The following is a 15115-nucleotide window of genomic DNA, read 5'->3' on the forward strand; positions in this document are numbered from 1 at the left end:
TGCGGTATCGTCACCTTCCTATTATGCACAGCGCACGATCTACCCCCCCCCCCCCGGACTCTGGTCCTCTGCTCGCGGGAGGTAGGTCATGACCGTCGCCCGGCGTCGTACGCCGCGTCGGCTGCTGCTCGTCGGGCTGGGGGCGGCCACGCTGGCGAGCACCCTGTGGCTCGCTGACGGCCCCAATCCCGCTCACGCCCAAGTGGCGAACAATGCCGCCACCGGCCGGCCGGTGGTGCTGGTCTCGGCTGAGGACCCCGGCGTGTTCGCGGTGGACGTCTCGGCCATCGCCGACGCCGACGGGATCCCCAATGTGGGTTCCGAGGCCGCGACGGGCGTCCAGCACGACTTCTCCTACCGGTGGATCCGCGTCGACGGCAGCACCGAGACCGCGGTGGGCCTCGACTCGCCCGACCCCGCCTCGACCCACTACCGGCAGTTCCACGGCCAACTGGTCCTCACCGGCGAAACAGAGGGCGCAACTCCTGCGGACATAGTGATCGAGTCGGGCCGATACCGGCGCGTCGAGGATGACATCGGCAAGCTGTTGAAGGTGGAGGTGTCGTTCACCGACAGCTTGGGCAACTCAGAGACAGTGACCAGCCTGCCGTTCGGCCCGGTTCCCGCACCGGCGCCGCGGCTGACCTCGACGCTGGTCGCCAACACCGGCCAGGCGAGCTCGACCACCGCGACGATCACCGGGGAGTACCAGATGGGCTTCGAGCTGGGCACTCATGGCCAGGGCTATGAGATCTCGAGCGTGTCGATCGATCTGGCTGCGGCGCCGTCGAGCCTGACCGTGTCGCTGTGGATGGCCCGCCCTCCTGGGGTGGGCCACACAAGCGCGGAGACCAAGCTGTTCGATTTTGAGAACCCGCCCTCGTTCAAGGCCGGCCTGAACAAGTTCACGGCCCCGCCGGGCGCGTTCGCATACCAAGGGAAGAACGTCCGCTACCTCATCGTCTTGTCGGACTTCGGGGCGTCGCTGTCGATCAAAAGGACGGATTCTGACGATGAGGACGCCGGCGGCGAGGCGAGGGCGACGTTGGACAACAGCGTGAGCGGGGCCACCAACGTGCTGCGCCTGGCCATTATGGGCTCGCAGCGCAACAGCGGCATCCTGGTCTCGACCTACGCCCAAATCCCCAATCCCGACCCCGACCTGACCGTGGATCCGCCCGAGTCCATGGACGACACCATCCAGGAGATCGTGTCGCAAGGCGACGAGGGCAAATTCGAGATCACTGTGGGGGCCGCGGACCGCTACCTCATACGCGGTCTGACCTTCGCCGCGGACAACACCGCACGCGGGGGGATCTTTACCAACCCGTGGCAGCTACGCGACGAATCCACCAGCCTGTTCAGCCTGGTCAACACCCGCCAGATAAGCGGCATCAACGAATGGACCGCCCCCCAAGGCGCAACCGTGTCGGGAAGCGACGTCTACAACTTCTACTGGGACCTAATGAGTGTCACCCGAGCGGGGGGCATCACCGTGGGCCGCATACACGGCACCCAGTCCGCTATGAGAGACGAGCCGAAGGCGGAAGGGGTGACCATTGACACCGCTAACGCGAACACTATCGACATAAAAGTTGATGCACCGTACATGGCCGTGTTCGGCGAGGCGCTGGACGCGATGGTGCAGAACCTGGGCCAGAGCAACAACAGCTATGCCTCTGCGGACTCCGCCAACCCTGTGCTGTCGCAGGGTTTCACGACGGGTTCGGACGGGTTGGGTTATCGGCTTCAGGGCATCGGTGTCGAAATCGAGGGCTCGAATAGCGAGTTTCCTGACAGTCCGAGGTCGGTGGCGGTGTCGGTGCACGCCGATGTGGGCGGGCGGCCGGGCGAGAAGCTGTTCGACCTTCTCAGCCCCAGCGAGTTCGCGGCGGGCCACAGCTTTTTTGAGGCGCCGCCGGGAATGCATCTGGCGCCGGGCACTGATTATGTGATGGTGTGGCGCCATGTGAGCGGTACCGCGCACCGGTTGGAGCGCACCACCAGCAGCAGCGAGGACGCCGGCGTGGCAACGGACGCCGCCATTGCGGATGTTCTGTATCGAGGTACGGGCCTTTCCAGCCTGGACGCGAACTCGGGCGGCAATTCGCTGTCGCTCGCGGTGTACACCGAGGTCAACGAAGATGCCCCGTTCGTTCCCGATGGTGTGAGGGTGCCCTTGAGCTGGCGGCACATTCCCGCGGGCGTCGGTGTGGGAGGTCAGTTCAGGCTGGTGTTCGTCTCTCACAACGCGACCGATGCGGTGTCGGATGACATCGGGGTGTACAACGAGCTTGTCCGCCGGGAGGCTGCGGGGACCCATGTGCGGGGCGAAGAAGTCGACGTGCCCTATACCGATGCGGTCATCCGGCGGGTCTCCGAACGGTTCGCGGCGGTGGTGTGCACCGCTTCGGTGGACGCGACGGCCAACACCGACATGGACGGCATCGGGGTGCCGGTCCATTGGCTGGACGGCGGCTGGGACGACGAACATCCGACGCTGATCGCGGACTCGTACTCCGGGTTCTACAGCGACACGTGGGAGAACACCGAGTACGGCGCGTATGTGACCGGGAACTCTGCTTTGTTCGAGAAGCATGCGATGGTGTGGACCGGGTGCGACTCTGCCGGGTCCGCCAACCCGATGTTCACCATGGGTAATTCGAACAGCATGAAGCAGGTCGCGGCGGGTTCGCCGAGGGGCTACGAGCTGGTGAGGGATCCGAGCGACGTCCACGCGCCAGATCCCGAGTACACGCGCAAAGAGAAAAACAACTTTGCTCCTGTCGGCGCTGTGCTTGTCGATGACAGTTTGACCGACAACATCGGTGAGTTCCGGCCGATCTATGGGATCTCGCCGGTGTTCACCGTCGTGCGGTAGTGACCCAGCCCGTGAGCGATGCCACGCCGCCGGCTTCCCGAATTCCCCGAGCAGCCCTTTCCCCACAGGATGACCGCACATGACACCAGCACACCGCAGCGACACGGCCGGGCCGGCCCTGAGCAACGCAGGTCCCGCTGATCCGCCGGGTCGGGTTCCGATGCGGCAGGCCGTCGCGGCGGCCCTTTTGGCGGTCGTGTTGACGGCTGGGGCGGTGTGGGCGGTGCCGGCGTCGGCGGACGCGCAGGAGTCTGTGGTGCCGTTGTGGTCGGCGGACATGTCGGTGACCGAGTACACCAGCGTGTCGATCGGCGCGGCGTCTGCGGATCTGTTTTCCAATGTGGGCGGCAGCGGCAGCCTTCAGATCAGGTCGCTGTGGTCGCATCTGCCGGAGCGTGATCTGCGTCTGGCGTTCGCGGACGGCGTTCCCGACGCCGCGGACTACACGCTGGTCGTGGGCGACCTCTCCCTGGAGTTTGCTGCGGGCAGTTCGGGTGCGAGCAGTTTTAGGTGGTCCGGCGTGGATGTCGGCTGGGAGGACGGGCAGGTGATCCGGGTGCGCATCGTGCGCACCGCCGACGTAGCCGTCTTGGGGGCCAACGTGGGGGAGGCCAACTCCGAGGCCACCGGCGAGCCCGCCGTCAGCGGCGCTGCGCAGGTGGGCGAGACGCTGACGGCGGACACCTCGGGCATCGACGACGCCGACGGGCTGTCCAACGTCTTTTTCGCCTACCGATGGATGCGCGGCGATGCCGACATCGCGGACGCGACCGAGTCGACCTACGAGCTCGGCGACGACGACTTGGGCAAGACCATTGCGGTGAGGGTGTCCTTCGTCGACGACAAAGCAAACAGCGAGACGCTGACCAGCGCCGCGACCGCCGAGGTGCGCGAGAGGCCGCAGTTCCTGGTCGCCAACCTGAACGTCGGCGTCGCCGGCGCCGGCGGCATTCAGCGCACCCTCAACACGGCCCGTTCGGGGTTCGCCCAGGCGTTCACCACGGGCCCGAGGGCCGGCGGCTACACGCTCGGCTCGGTCAGTGTCCAGGTGTCGCACCTCTTCGACGCCTCGACCGCGGGGGACAACCTGCGAGTGACGATCAACAGCGCCGCCAGCGATAGCGGGCCCGGCGACGCGCTGTGCACCCTGGCCGGCCCGTCGAGCTTCTCCGCGCCGGGCGTGGTCGTGTTCGACGCGGCGACGGGCGAGGGCGCCTGTGCGCAGCTGGCGGCGGGGACCACCTATTTCGTGGTCGTCGAGTGGGTCAGCCCCAGCGGGACCGACGCGTTCGCGCTCATCCCCCAGACCTATCCCACCGACGAGTCCGCGGCCACAGCAGAGGACCCCGGCGGCGCGGACGGCTGGTCGATAGCCGACAACTCCCACTACCTCACCACCACCGCCGACACCCGCACCTGGACCGCCTACGACGAGACGGCCAGCTTCAAGATCAAAGTCACCGGAACAGTCTCAGAACAGACCACCGACCCTGAGACCGAGACCGAGACCGAATCAGAGACCGACACCGAGTCTGAGTCTGAGACCGAAACCGAGACCGACACCGACACCGAGTCTGAGTCTGAGTCTGAGACCGAGACCGAATCTGAGACCGCGGCTGAGAACAGCTCGCCTACCGGAGCGCCCGCCATCACTGGAATTCCCCAGGTGGAACAGACCCTCACGGCGGACACGTCGGGGATTGACGACGCCGACGGGCTGAGGGGTGCTGTGTTTTCCTATCAGTGGGTCCGCAACGACGGCACCGCGGACACCGACATCGACGCAGCCACCGCCAGCACCTACACGCTGGTGGACGCGGACCAGGGCAGCACCGTCAAGGTCACGGTGAGCTTCACCGACGATGCCGCCAACGCCGAGACGCTCACCAGCGCTGCCACCGACGAAGTGGCACCAGCACCGCTCACCGCGTGGACCCAGAACGTCCCCACGGCTCACGACGGGCTGAGCCGTTTCTCGTTCGAGCTGAAGTTCAGCGAGAACTTCGGCGTGAGCTACAAGACCCTGCGGGACAAGGCGTTCAGCGTGACCGGGGGAACCGTCAAGCAAGCCAGGCGCCTCGACAGGCCCCACAACACGCACTGGCGGATTGTGATCCAGCCCCGCTCCGCCGCCGACGTGACCGTCGTATTGCCCGTCCCAGACGCCTGCGACGACACCGGCGCCATCTGCGCCGACGACGACCGCAAACTGTCCAACCGCCTCGAGTTCACCATCAGCGGCTCAGCCCTGTCGGCAACCGCCGTCGTGGCTGATGCCCGACGCAGTCTCGGGTGGTTGCCGTAGAGCGCGCCCAAGCGCGGACAGAGCAAGAATCTCCTGCGAAGAACCTCGGCAAGTTCGCGAGTTCGCGATACTGCCCTGATGTCTACGCTGGCCGTTGCGACGCTGACCGTTCAAGACAGCCGTATTGTGCGTCGGGCCTTCATCGCTCGGCCAAGCTGCCCTCGTAGCGATCGTTTCTCAGCGCTGTGACCTCGGAGGGTGGTCGGAAAGTCGGGGTGAGGGTGTCGGCCGTGCTGGTTGTGCTTCGTGTGGCCTCGTGGCCGGCGGTGCCAGTGTCACCGGTGTTCAGGCTGCTGGTTGTGCTTCGTGTCGTCTGGTAGCCGGCGGTGGCTGTTGTGGGGTGGGGGCGGGTGGTGTCGATTGTGGGATGCGGTGTCTGGGTTTGCGTGAGGGGGCGGGGTTCGGGGGGTCTGCTGGGCCTGGAGGGATGAGCCGAAAACGGCCGTCACGGACGAAGACTCGCCAGTTGTGGTCGTGGATGCGGTCGTGACAGGACCAGCACACCAGCACGAGATTGTCGACGCGGGTCTTGCCGCCGCATTTCCAGGGGATGACATGGTGGGCTTCGCAGTCGCCTGGCGGCGCCCCGCAGCCGATGCAGGCCCCATCGCGTGCGACCAGAGCGCGGCGCTGCGCGGCGGTGGGCGCTCGGCGGGCGACGGTCTCATACAGCGGGGTGAGCTTGTCGCCGAAGATCTCGACCCACACGTCGGAGTTGCACGCGAGCCGGGCGAGGGTGCTGGGCGGGATCGGGCCGGTGCCGCAGATCTCCGCGAAACCGCGGGACTCTTCTGCGAGGGCTGCGAGATCGGCGCGCACGATGATCTCCGCGGACGCTGCTTTGGGTGCGATGTGTGCAGTCGGTGCGATGTGTGCAGTCGGTGCGATGTGTGCAGTCGGTGCGATGTGTGCAGTCGGTGCCGCGGCTGGGGCTGCGGGTGCGGCGCCGGCGGCGAGGAGCGTGTCGAGTGCGTCGGCCATGCGCTGGTCTGTGGTGCGCTGGTCTGTGGTGCGCTGGTCTGTCGTGCGCTGGTCTGTGGTGCGCGCAGCAGCAGCGCCGCCAGCACCGTCGCCGTCGTTGCGGTTGTGGGCGTCGGGATTGGCGGGGGCCTGCGGTTGGGCTTGGCGTCGGCGGTCGGCTTGACGGAGTTGTTCGGCTTGACGGCGCAGCCGTTGCTGGATGCGGGCGCCGGTCTCGGCGTCGAAGCTGCCGCGCATCTGCACCGACCCGTCGTCGCCGTTCCAAAAGCGCACATGTCGGTTGCGGCGGTTGCGGCGATGCTGTGCGGCGAGGTCCGCAGCGTCTCGGTTCTGGGCTTCCCAGCGGCGGGCGGCTTGTGCGAACTCGTCCGCGGGCAGCGCCTTGGCGAGCCCGATCAGCTCCCCATCGTCCTGCACAGCGTCAGGACTGGTGTTGCGTGCAGCCTGCGCGAGCCTGGCAGCGTTTGCCAAGGAGATCTGTCCCTCGGCCACCCCCACATCCGCGTCGGGGATCGCGGCCAGTTCTGCGCCGGTGCGCGCATTGCGCGCAGCGTCCGAGCGCGAGAGGCCGCTGTGCTCGCGCAGCAGCCCCGCGCCGCCGTCGCCGTGGTCCTCTCGCCGGGCGACCACAGCGGCGGCTGTGGTCTCGAGCAACTCGACGCGGCTGCGCAGCTGCTTGGACAGCCCCAGGGTGCGGCGCAGCTGATCGCTGGGCGCCGCTGCGACCTCGTCGAGTGCCGCGGTGAGGTGCTCGAGCGCCTGCTCCACATGAGAGAACATATGTTCACTTTACTGGGCCGGTGTCACAAACACACGTTCTCAGCCCATTCCGATTATTACAAATATATGACAGCCCTTTTCAGAAAACCTCGATCCCACACACGCCCGCCGCCGAGACATCCTTGCTGACGCTCGACCGCCGAGGTCTTCCCGGCGAGGCACCTCTGGGCGTGCGTGCTCAGCCTGCCTATGAGTGGATCTTGAAGGCCGCTGTCGAGGCGGCGCGTTAGTTCCTGCGCACGTTCGGGTATCTGCCGAAGTTGATGATACGGCTGGTGGGTGTTGCGCTGAAGCCGCTTGGCCTGCCGTGAGAGAATTCGCAGCGCTATGGCGGAGTCAGTTGCGAACGGCGCAGATCAGCGGCCCCTCGAGGGCATCCGGGTGCTGGATTTCACCCGTGTCGTGGCGGGGCCGCTCGCCACGCGGATGATGGCGGACATGGGGGCCGAGGTCATCAAGATCGAGCCGACGGACGGCGACCTGAGCCGGACCTTCCCGCCGCGTGCGCCGGGCGACGTCAATCCGTACTTCTCGCAGCAGAACGCCGGCAAGCGCTTCTGCTCAATCGACCTGCGTGCGGCCGGGGCCCCGGAGCTGGTGCGAGAGCTCATCGGCCGCTGCGATGCCGTCGTAGAGAACTACCGCCCCGGTGTCATGGAGAAGTTCGGGCTCGGACCCGACGAGATGTGTGCGCTGCATCCGACACTCGTGTACTGCTCGGTGACCGGCTTCGGCCAGACCGGCCCGTGGGCCAACCGGCGTGCGTATGCGCCCGTCGGCCACATGGAATCGGGCTACATCGACTACTCAATCCGCAAGACCGGTGCCCGACCTTCCAACCCGCCGCTGGTGGTCGGCGACATCGTGACGGCCATGTCCGCTGCCGCCTCGGTCAACGCGATGCTGGTCAAGGCGGCTCGCACGGGCCGGGGGGGCCACATCGATGTGTGCATGGTGGAAGCGATGGTGTACATCCAGGAGTGGTCCGCTGTTGAGCTGGCGGGCGGCTGGGAGGAGCCCAACGCAGGCCTTGCCCACGAATGCCCGATCCTGGTCCTGCCCGACGGCCGGGTATGGGCCATCGCCGGCAACCCAGCAGCGTGGTTCAACGACGCGATCAAGGCGATGGGCCGACCCGAGCTGGCTGTTGATCCTCGTTTCGCCACTTCCGAGGCGCGCATGGCAAACCGGTACGAGCTGTACGACGAGATGACCCAGTGGGCTGCTGGCTTTTCGGACGTGGAGGAGTTCCGGCGAGCGATCGAGGCCGGCACACCGTTCAGCGTGGCGGAGATGCGCTCGATCACTGAGCTGGCAGCAACCGACTGGGCCGAAGATCGGGGACTCTTCACCGAGGCCACCTCGGGTTTCGCGGTGCCCGCGCGCCCGGCGCTCGGCTCGGGCATCGGCACCGACGGCCATGTCGCAGCCCGCGGTGCTGACAACCGCGAGGCGATCGGCGGGCTGCTCGGACTCGACAACGCCCGGCTCGCTGAGCTCGAAGCTGCCGGGGTGCTGGTCGCAGACTGAGCCGCCCTTCAGGTGTCCAGGCGACCGGGATCGAACCGTTGCGCCGTCTGGCCGAGAGGCTGAGCCGATCGGCGGCGAAGCCGGGGCTCGAGCGGCCCGTGAGCCCGTCTCGAATAGGGACTGGGAACATGAGCGGGGAACAGGAGGTTCGGCAACCAGGGCCTTGCCTGTCCGCGTGGCCGCGTAGCGTGAGCCCGTGCAAATCGGGGTGCTCACCGGCGGAGGCGATTGCGCAGGGTTGAACGCGGCCATCCGGGCCGTCGTGCGCATGGCCGGTCACGAGCTGGACCGCAGCGTCGTGGGGTACAGGCGGGGCTGGAACGGCGTGCTCGACGGCGACAGCATCACACTGGATTCCGAGGCGATGCGGGGCACGCTGCCCCGGGGCGGCACGATGCTCGGGACCTCCCGCAGCAGCCGCCGGCTGGAATCCGAAGGCACGGCGCCGTTGATTGCACAGCTCGAGCGCGACGGCGTCGAGGCACTGGTGACGATCGGCGGGGACGGCACGCTGATCACCGCCGGCCGGCTGTCCGAAGCCGGGTTTCCCGTCGTCGCTGTGCCCAAGACGATCGACAACGACGTCTTCGGCACCGACATCTGCATCGGGTTCGACACGGCACTGGGTGTCGCTACCGAAGCCGTCGACCGGCTGCACACCACAGCCGAGTCGCACAACCGGATCATGGTGCTCGAGGTGATGGGACGTGAGACTGGGCATATTGCGGCCGGGGCGGGCATCGCCGGTGGTGCCGCAGCGGTCCTGGTTCCCGAGGCACCGTTCAACATCGACGAGATCGCCGAACGTCTCGTTGCGCGCCACCACCGCGACCGCAATGCGTCCATCGTGGTGGTCGCCGAGGGCGCCATTGCTGACGGCAGCGTCGAGATCCCCGATACGGGCACCGACGAGTGGGGCAATCGCATCCTTGACGGCATGGGCCAGTTCGTCGGCGAGCTGCTGGCCGAACGCACCGGCTTCGACACCCGCACCACCGTGCTGGGGTACATCCAGCGAGGCGGGCCGCCCTCGCCGGCGGATCGGCTGCTCGGCAGCCGGCTCGGGGCACGTGCGGTGGAGGTCCTCATGGAAGGACAGTCGGGCGCCATGGTGGGCGTGCACTCCGTCGGGATCGCGCTGCAACCGCTCGCTGAAGTGGCCGGCCGCACTCGCTACCTCAGCCAAGATCAGCTCGAGATGCTGGATCTCATCTCGACGGCGCCGGTGCTGACCCGGCACAGCAAATCGCGTCGCTGGTTCTGAGCTCTGCGGATCGCTCGCTTCGGCGCCGATCTGGGCGCGGCGGCGGCGAAGCAAACAGCGCCGCACGGTAGGGTGACGGCGACAACACAAACCGGGGAGCCCGTGGGGCTGAGAGGGCGACAGCTGTGCCGTCGCCGACCCGAGAACCTGATCTGGGTAATGCCAGCGGAGGAAGCACATGACCACCCACCCGCTTCGTAGGCCGTTCCGCCTCGCTGTCGCCGTCGCCGCCGCGATGCTGATGGTGGCCGCATGCGGCGACGGCGATGTACCTGAGACCAACACACCTGTCCCGCCCCAGACCGAGTCGCCGTCAGACGCTGGGGCACCCGCCACCGAGGAGCCGGCCGACGACGGGCCATCGATCGCTGGAACGACGGTCACGCTGATCAGCCACGACTCGTTCAACCTGTCCGAGGGAACGCTTGCGGAGTTCACCGCACAGACTGGTGTGACGGTGGAATTGCTTGAGGTCGGCGATGCGGGCACGCTCGTGGCCCAGGCGATACTCACCAAGGATGCGCCGCTGGGCGATGTCCTCTTCGGTATCGACAACACCTTCCTGCAGCGGGGCCTCGACGCGGGCATCTTCGCCCGCTACAAGTCCCCGGCACTCGCCGGCGTGCCAGTCGACCTGCAGCTGGATCCGCGACATCGGGTCACTCCCGTGGACTACGGCGACGTGTGCGTCAACTACTGGAAGGACGCTGTGCCGCGGGTGCCGGAGAGCCTTGATGATCTGACATTCCCCGAATTCGCTGATCAGTTCGTGGTGCAGCATCCCGAAACGTCCTCACCCGGCTTCGCCTTCTTGCTTGCCACCATCGCTGCGTTCGGCGACGGCTGGGAGCTGTACTGGGAGGACCTGCGTGCCAATGGCGTGACGGTGACGGCGGGCTGGCAGGACGCCTACTACGGCGAGTTCACTGCCGGCGGCGGTGACCGGTCGGTGGTCGTGTCGTACGCCTCCAGCCCGCCTGCGGAGGTGATCTACGCCGATCCGCCAACAGACGTGGCACCCACTGGGGTCATCACCGAGTCGTGCTACCGCCAGATCGAGTTCGCCGGGATCCTCACCGGGACCGACAACGAGGCAGGGGCGCGTGCGCTGGTCGACTTCATGCTGAGCGAGACCTGGCAGAACGACGTGCCGCTCAACATGTTCGTGTACCCCGTGATCGAGAGCGCGACACTCCCGCCCGAATTTGTCGAGCACACGGCGGTGCCCGACGATCCGCTCATGCTCGACCCGGCTGAGATCGAAGCAAACCGCGACGCGTGGACCGAGCGCTGGGTGGAGATCGTCTTGCGCTGAGCGCGCCGCCCTCTCAGAGAGATGTGACAGTGGCCCGGTCGCTGAGGCGGCGATCCGCAGCACCGGCTCTCGGTTGGACAGTCGCCGCTGCCGCACCCCTCGCATTCGTGGGGGTGTTCTTTGCCTACCCGGTCCTCACCGTTGTCGCGGACGGACTCAGTGGCCTCGGGGATCTGCTGGGGCGCTCGGCGATTCGCGGCGTGCTGTGGTTCACGGTCTGGCAGGCCGTCGCCTCGACTGTGCTCACCCTTGCTGTCGGGATTCCTGCCGCGGCAGCGCTGGCGCGCTTGCGGCCGAGGGCGCGGCGGATTGTCCGAGCCGTCATCACCGTGCCGTTCGTGCTGCCGACGGTGGTCGTGGCCGGCGCCTTCGAGGCAACCTTCGACCGGTTCGGTCTCGATGAAGGAACGCTGTCGCTGCGACACACCGTGTGGGCGATCCTTGCCGCTCACGTCTTCTTCAACTACGCCGTGGTGGTACGGACCGTGGGCTCATGGTGGGCTGGCCTGGACGGCCGCAACACCGACGCGGCGGCCGTTCTCGGCGCCACGCCGGTGCGTACCTTCCGGTACGTCACCTGGCCGCTGCTGCGGCCCGCAGTCGCGGCATCGGCGGCTGTCACGTTCCTGTTCTCATTCACCTCGTTCGGGGTGATCCTGATCCTCGGCGGCCCGGCACGCGCCACGGTCGAGACAGAGATCTACCGGTACGCCATCACGCGGCTCGACTTTGCTACGGCATCGGCGCTGGCGCTCTGCCAGCTTGTCGCTGTGGCGGCACTGGTCACGCTGGCGGGCATGGCCGAACGGCGACGAGCAGTTGCCCGCCGGGCGCCTGGACGCACGGCACCCCGCCGTCGCCGCGGGGTGATCGCCGTCAATGGCGTCGTGGCGTTGCTTCTGCTCGGCGTGCCGATCGGCACATTGGTTGAGCGGGCCTTTGCGACCGGCAACGGCTACGGAGTTGCCAACTTCACGGCGCTCGCCGAACGGGTGCAGATGCTGCCGGCGACCGCGCTCGCTGCCCTGGCGCACTCGCTGGGATTCGCGGCGATGGCGACGGTGATCGCCTCAGTCGTGGGCGCACTCGCGTCGATCGTCGTCGTTGGGGGCCGCGCCCGCGCTGTGGCCGTCGCACGGGGCGCGACGTGGCTGCGGCGACTGTTCGATGTCGGGTTGACGCTGCCGCTGGGGGTGTCGGCGGTCACGGTGGGACTCGGCATGCTGCTGGCGCTGGACACCCCGCCGTTGGAGTTCCGTACAGCGTGGTGGATCATTCCTGTCGCGCACGCCTTGGTGGGGATGCCCTTCGTCGTCCGGACGTTGGTGCCGACGCTGCGATCAATCGACAATCGGCTGCGGGAGGCGGCCTCGGTGCTCGGCGCGTCCCCGATGCGAACGCGCCGAGAGGTTGACGTGCCGATCGCGTCACGCGCGGTTGCGGTCGGTGCGGCGTTCGCATTCGCCGTGTCGCTCGGTGAGTTCGGTGCGACGGCGTTCTTGCCGCGGCGACCCGACACGCTGACCGCACCGCTGGCGCTGTTCCGCCTGCTCGGTACGCCGGGGGAGAGCCTGCGCGGTCAGGCGATGGCGCTCGCGGTGGTGCTCATGGCAGCAACGGCCGCTTCGGTGCTCGTCATCGAAGGACTTCGCCGCACCGACGAATCACTGTTCTAGCAAGCGGCGCGCCGCGGCGGCATCGCGATCGATTCGGCATGGCGCCGACTTTCAAAGGAGTGTCCCGCGTTCCCATGATCATGTCCCTGCCCTTGGAGGCCGCGCGGATAGCTGACGTCTCGGAAAGTTGCTGTCACGCCTTCTTTGTGCAATTTTGCCGTCTGTGGCGGCATTTCTGCGCAAAGTCCAGGCCGTCGGGGCTGCCGGGCATCGCCGCCTATCCGCTGAGGCTCTTATGGCTCTAAAGCGGGATGGCTGGCGAAGTGGGCTAGCGCATCAGGGTCGTCGATGGCCTCGATGTTTGCAATGGGTTGGCCTTCGATGACATCCCGAACGGCGAGCTCCACCAGCTTTCCTGACCGCGTGCGGGGAATGGCGGGAACTTGGGCGATCACCGCCGGCACGTGCCGGGGCGACGCTCCAGAGCGAATCTGGGAGCGGATCTTGCCGGTGAGCTCATCGTCGAGCGTCAGCCCTTCGCGCAGCTTCACAAACAGCACGACCCTGGTGTCGGTGCTGGTCGTCGATCCGTCGGGGGCAGTCACCCGCTGACCGATGACCACGCTCTCGAGCACCTCGTCGATCCGGTCGACCTGACGGTAGATCTCCGCGGTGCCGATGCGCACGCCGCCGGGATTCAGCGTGGCGTCCGATCGCCCGCTGATGATCATCCCGCCGCTCGGCGTCCACTCGGCAAAGTCGCCGTGATGCCACACACCCGCGAAGCGCTCGAAGTACGCAGATCGGTAGCGCATGTCGTCAGGGTCGTCCCAGAAGTGCAGCGGCATGGACACAAATGCATTTCGGCACACCAGCTCGCCCTGCGTCCCGGCACTGAGCGAGGCGCCGTCGGCGTCAGCCACGTCGACCTCCAGGCCGAGCGCCGGCACCTGAATCTCGCCGCGGCGAACCGGGCCCGTGGGGTCACCGATCACGAAGCCGCCGCAGATGTCGGTGCCTCCGGAGAAGGACGCCAGATGAACGTCGGCTTTCACCTGCTCGTACACCCAGTCGAACCCCTCGGGCGCAAGCGGCGAGCCCGTTGATGCAATGGCGCGCACAGTGTCGAGCGCATGGGTCTGCGCCGGTCGCAGACCCGCTTTTATGGCTCCCTCGATGAACTTGGCGCTGACGCCGAACAGCGTCACGCCCCAGTCGTCTGCCACATCGAAGAGCCGGGCCGGGCCCGGGTGGAACGGCGATCCGTCGTACAGCACGAGCGATGCCCTGCTGGCCAGCCCGGCTACGAGCCAGTTCCACATCATCCAGCCCGTGGTCGTGAAGTACATCACCCGGTCGCCGGGGTGGACATCGAAGTGCAGGCGCTGCTCGCTCCACAGCTTGAGCAGGGCGCCGCCGGCCCGATGGACGATGCACTTCGGCTTTCCGGTGGTTCCCGACGAGTACAGGATGCACACCGGCTGGTCGAATCCGAGCCGGCTGAACGTGAGGTTGTCGCCGGTTGCCGACGTGTGCGGCTCCAGCCAGGCCGACCACTCCGTGGATGCATGAGTTCCAGCGGCGTCGCGCTCGACACCGGCGGAGCGGTCGTACGGCGCGATCACGAGCCGGCGAAGCGGCGCGCCGGCACTCGCCAGGCTGGCGGCCACTTCGGCTGCCTTGGCGGTGGTGCGATGCCGGATGCCGTTGTAGTAGTAGCCATCGACAGCGACCAGCACGGCCGGGGCGATCTGACCGAAGCGGTCCAGCACGCCGTCGATGCCGAAGTCGGGACTGACCGACGAATACACGGCGCCCAACGATGCTGTCGCCAGGAACACGATGACCGCCTCGGGGCCGTTGGGAAGCATGGTGGCCACCCGGTCGCCCACGCCGACGCCGTCGGCGGCCAGCGCCCGCTGGCAGGCCGCCACTTCCGCCCGGAGTTCACCGTGCGTCATCGTTGTCTCTACGACGTCCTCGCCGATGAGCACGAGAGCAGTGTCGTCCGCAGCAGGCCCCCCCGAAGCAGTCGGCCTCAAGTAGTTCTCGGCAATGTTCAGGTTCGATCCGGTGAAGAACTCGAGACCCGGCCGGGGCTCCGGAGCGCCGCCGCCAGCTTCACTGCTCAAGAACACTTCACTGCTCAAGAACTCTGGGCCCAGCTCGCCGATGCCGTCGCTGAAGTTCCACACCGCCCGCCAGAACTCGCCAGGTTGTCGAACCGACCATTCGTGCAGCTCCCGGTAGGTGTGCTGGTCGAGCCCAAGACCGACGTCGGCAGCGAAGCGCCAGAGCTGCGTTGAGCGACGCCGCTGCGTATCTGGCCGCCACAGCACGCCCTCGTCGGACCGCGGCCCGTGGCCACTGTTGGTTGTGCCGCTCATCGAGTGCAAGTTACTCATCTGCCGCTGCGCATCGCCCCGGCGCAGGTCCCTGGCAC

8 protein-coding genes and 1 riboswitch are annotated in these 15115 nt (G+C 67.3%); of the genes, 6 read left to right on the forward strand and 2 right to left on the reverse strand.

The window, feature by feature from the left end; translation table 11 throughout:
- Positions 1–88 precede the first annotated feature (88 nt).
- On the forward strand, positions 89–2881 hold the full coding sequence (locus ACOCMM_RS06620) for a choice-of-anchor R domain-containing protein (RefSeq protein ID WP_419552392.1): 2793 nt from the start codon (positions 89–91) through the stop codon (positions 2879–2881).
- A gap of 79 nt (positions 2882–2960) precedes the next feature.
- On the forward strand, positions 2961–5186 hold the full coding sequence (locus tag ACOCMM_RS06625) for a hypothetical protein (protein ID WP_419552393.1): 2226 nt from the start codon (positions 2961–2963) through the stop codon (positions 5184–5186).
- Between the two features lie 285 nt (positions 5187–5471).
- On the opposite strand, the gene ACOCMM_RS06630 is transcribed toward ACOCMM_RS06625, so the two are convergent.
- Positions 5472–6947, reverse strand: coding sequence for a DUF222 domain-containing protein (locus tag ACOCMM_RS06630; protein WP_419552394.1), 1476 nt, complete (start codon positions 6945–6947; stop codon positions 5472–5474).
- Positions 6948–7274: 327 nt separating this feature from the next.
- On the opposite strand from ACOCMM_RS06630, the gene ACOCMM_RS06635 reads away from it, so the two are divergent.
- From ACOCMM_RS06635 to ACOCMM_RS06650, 4 genes are all read left to right on the forward strand, one after another.
- Complete coding sequence (locus tag ACOCMM_RS06635) at positions 7275–8477, forward strand: CaiB/BaiF CoA transferase family protein (protein ID WP_419552395.1); 1203 nt, start codon at positions 7275–7277, stop codon at positions 8475–8477.
- A gap of 196 nt (positions 8478–8673) precedes the next feature.
- Complete coding sequence (locus ACOCMM_RS06640; protein ID WP_419552396.1) at positions 8674–9741, forward strand: 6-phosphofructokinase; 1068 nt, start codon at positions 8674–8676, stop codon at positions 9739–9741.
- Positions 9742–9823: 82 nt separating this feature from the next.
- Positions 9824–9932: riboswitch (TPP riboswitch) on the forward strand.
- Entirely contained in the window at positions 9920–11056 is a 1137-nt protein-coding gene (locus ACOCMM_RS06645; RefSeq protein WP_419552397.1) for a thiamine ABC transporter substrate-binding protein, read from the forward strand. (Overlaps the previous riboswitch by 13 nt.)
- A gap of 29 nt (positions 11057–11085) precedes the next feature.
- Entirely contained in the window at positions 11086–12732 is a 1647-nt protein-coding gene (locus tag ACOCMM_RS06650) for an ABC transporter permease (protein ID WP_419552398.1), read from the forward strand.
- A 233-nt stretch (positions 12733–12965) separates the two neighbouring features.
- On the opposite strand, the gene ACOCMM_RS06655 is transcribed toward ACOCMM_RS06650, so the two are convergent.
- Positions 12966–15059: an acetoacetate--CoA ligase gene (locus ACOCMM_RS06655; RefSeq protein WP_419552399.1), complete on the reverse strand. Its 2094-nt coding sequence runs from the start codon at positions 15057–15059 to the stop codon at positions 12966–12968.
- Positions 15060–15115: the final 56 nt, after the last annotated feature.

The sequence above is a fragment of the Candidatus Poriferisodalis sp. genome (genome assembly GCF_965198245.1).
Taxonomy (GTDB): domain Bacteria; phylum Actinomycetota; class Acidimicrobiia; order Acidimicrobiales; family Poriferisodalaceae; genus Poriferisodalis.

Excerpts from the sequence above, each read along its gene's own strand:
- ACOCMM_RS06625 (WP_419552393.1), top strand. The coding sequence starts at position 2,961 with ATGACACCAGCACACCGCAGCGACACGGCCGGGCCGGCCCTGAGCAAC.
- ACOCMM_RS06630 (WP_419552394.1), bottom strand. The coding sequence starts at position 6,947 with ATGTTCTCTCATGTGGAGCAGGCGCTCGAGCACCTCACCGCGGCACTC.
- ACOCMM_RS06655 (WP_419552399.1), bottom strand. The coding sequence starts at position 15,059 with ATGAGCGGCACAACCAACAGTGGCCACGGGCCGCGGTCCGACGAGGGC.
- ACOCMM_RS06635 (WP_419552395.1), top strand. The coding sequence starts at position 7,275 with ATGGCGGAGTCAGTTGCGAACGGCGCAGATCAGCGGCCCCTCGAGGGC.
- ACOCMM_RS06645 (WP_419552397.1), top strand. The coding sequence starts at position 9,920 with ATGACCACCCACCCGCTTCGTAGGCCGTTCCGCCTCGCTGTCGCCGTC.
- ACOCMM_RS06620 (WP_419552392.1), top strand. The coding sequence starts at position 89 with ATGACCGTCGCCCGGCGTCGTACGCCGCGTCGGCTGCTGCTCGTCGGG.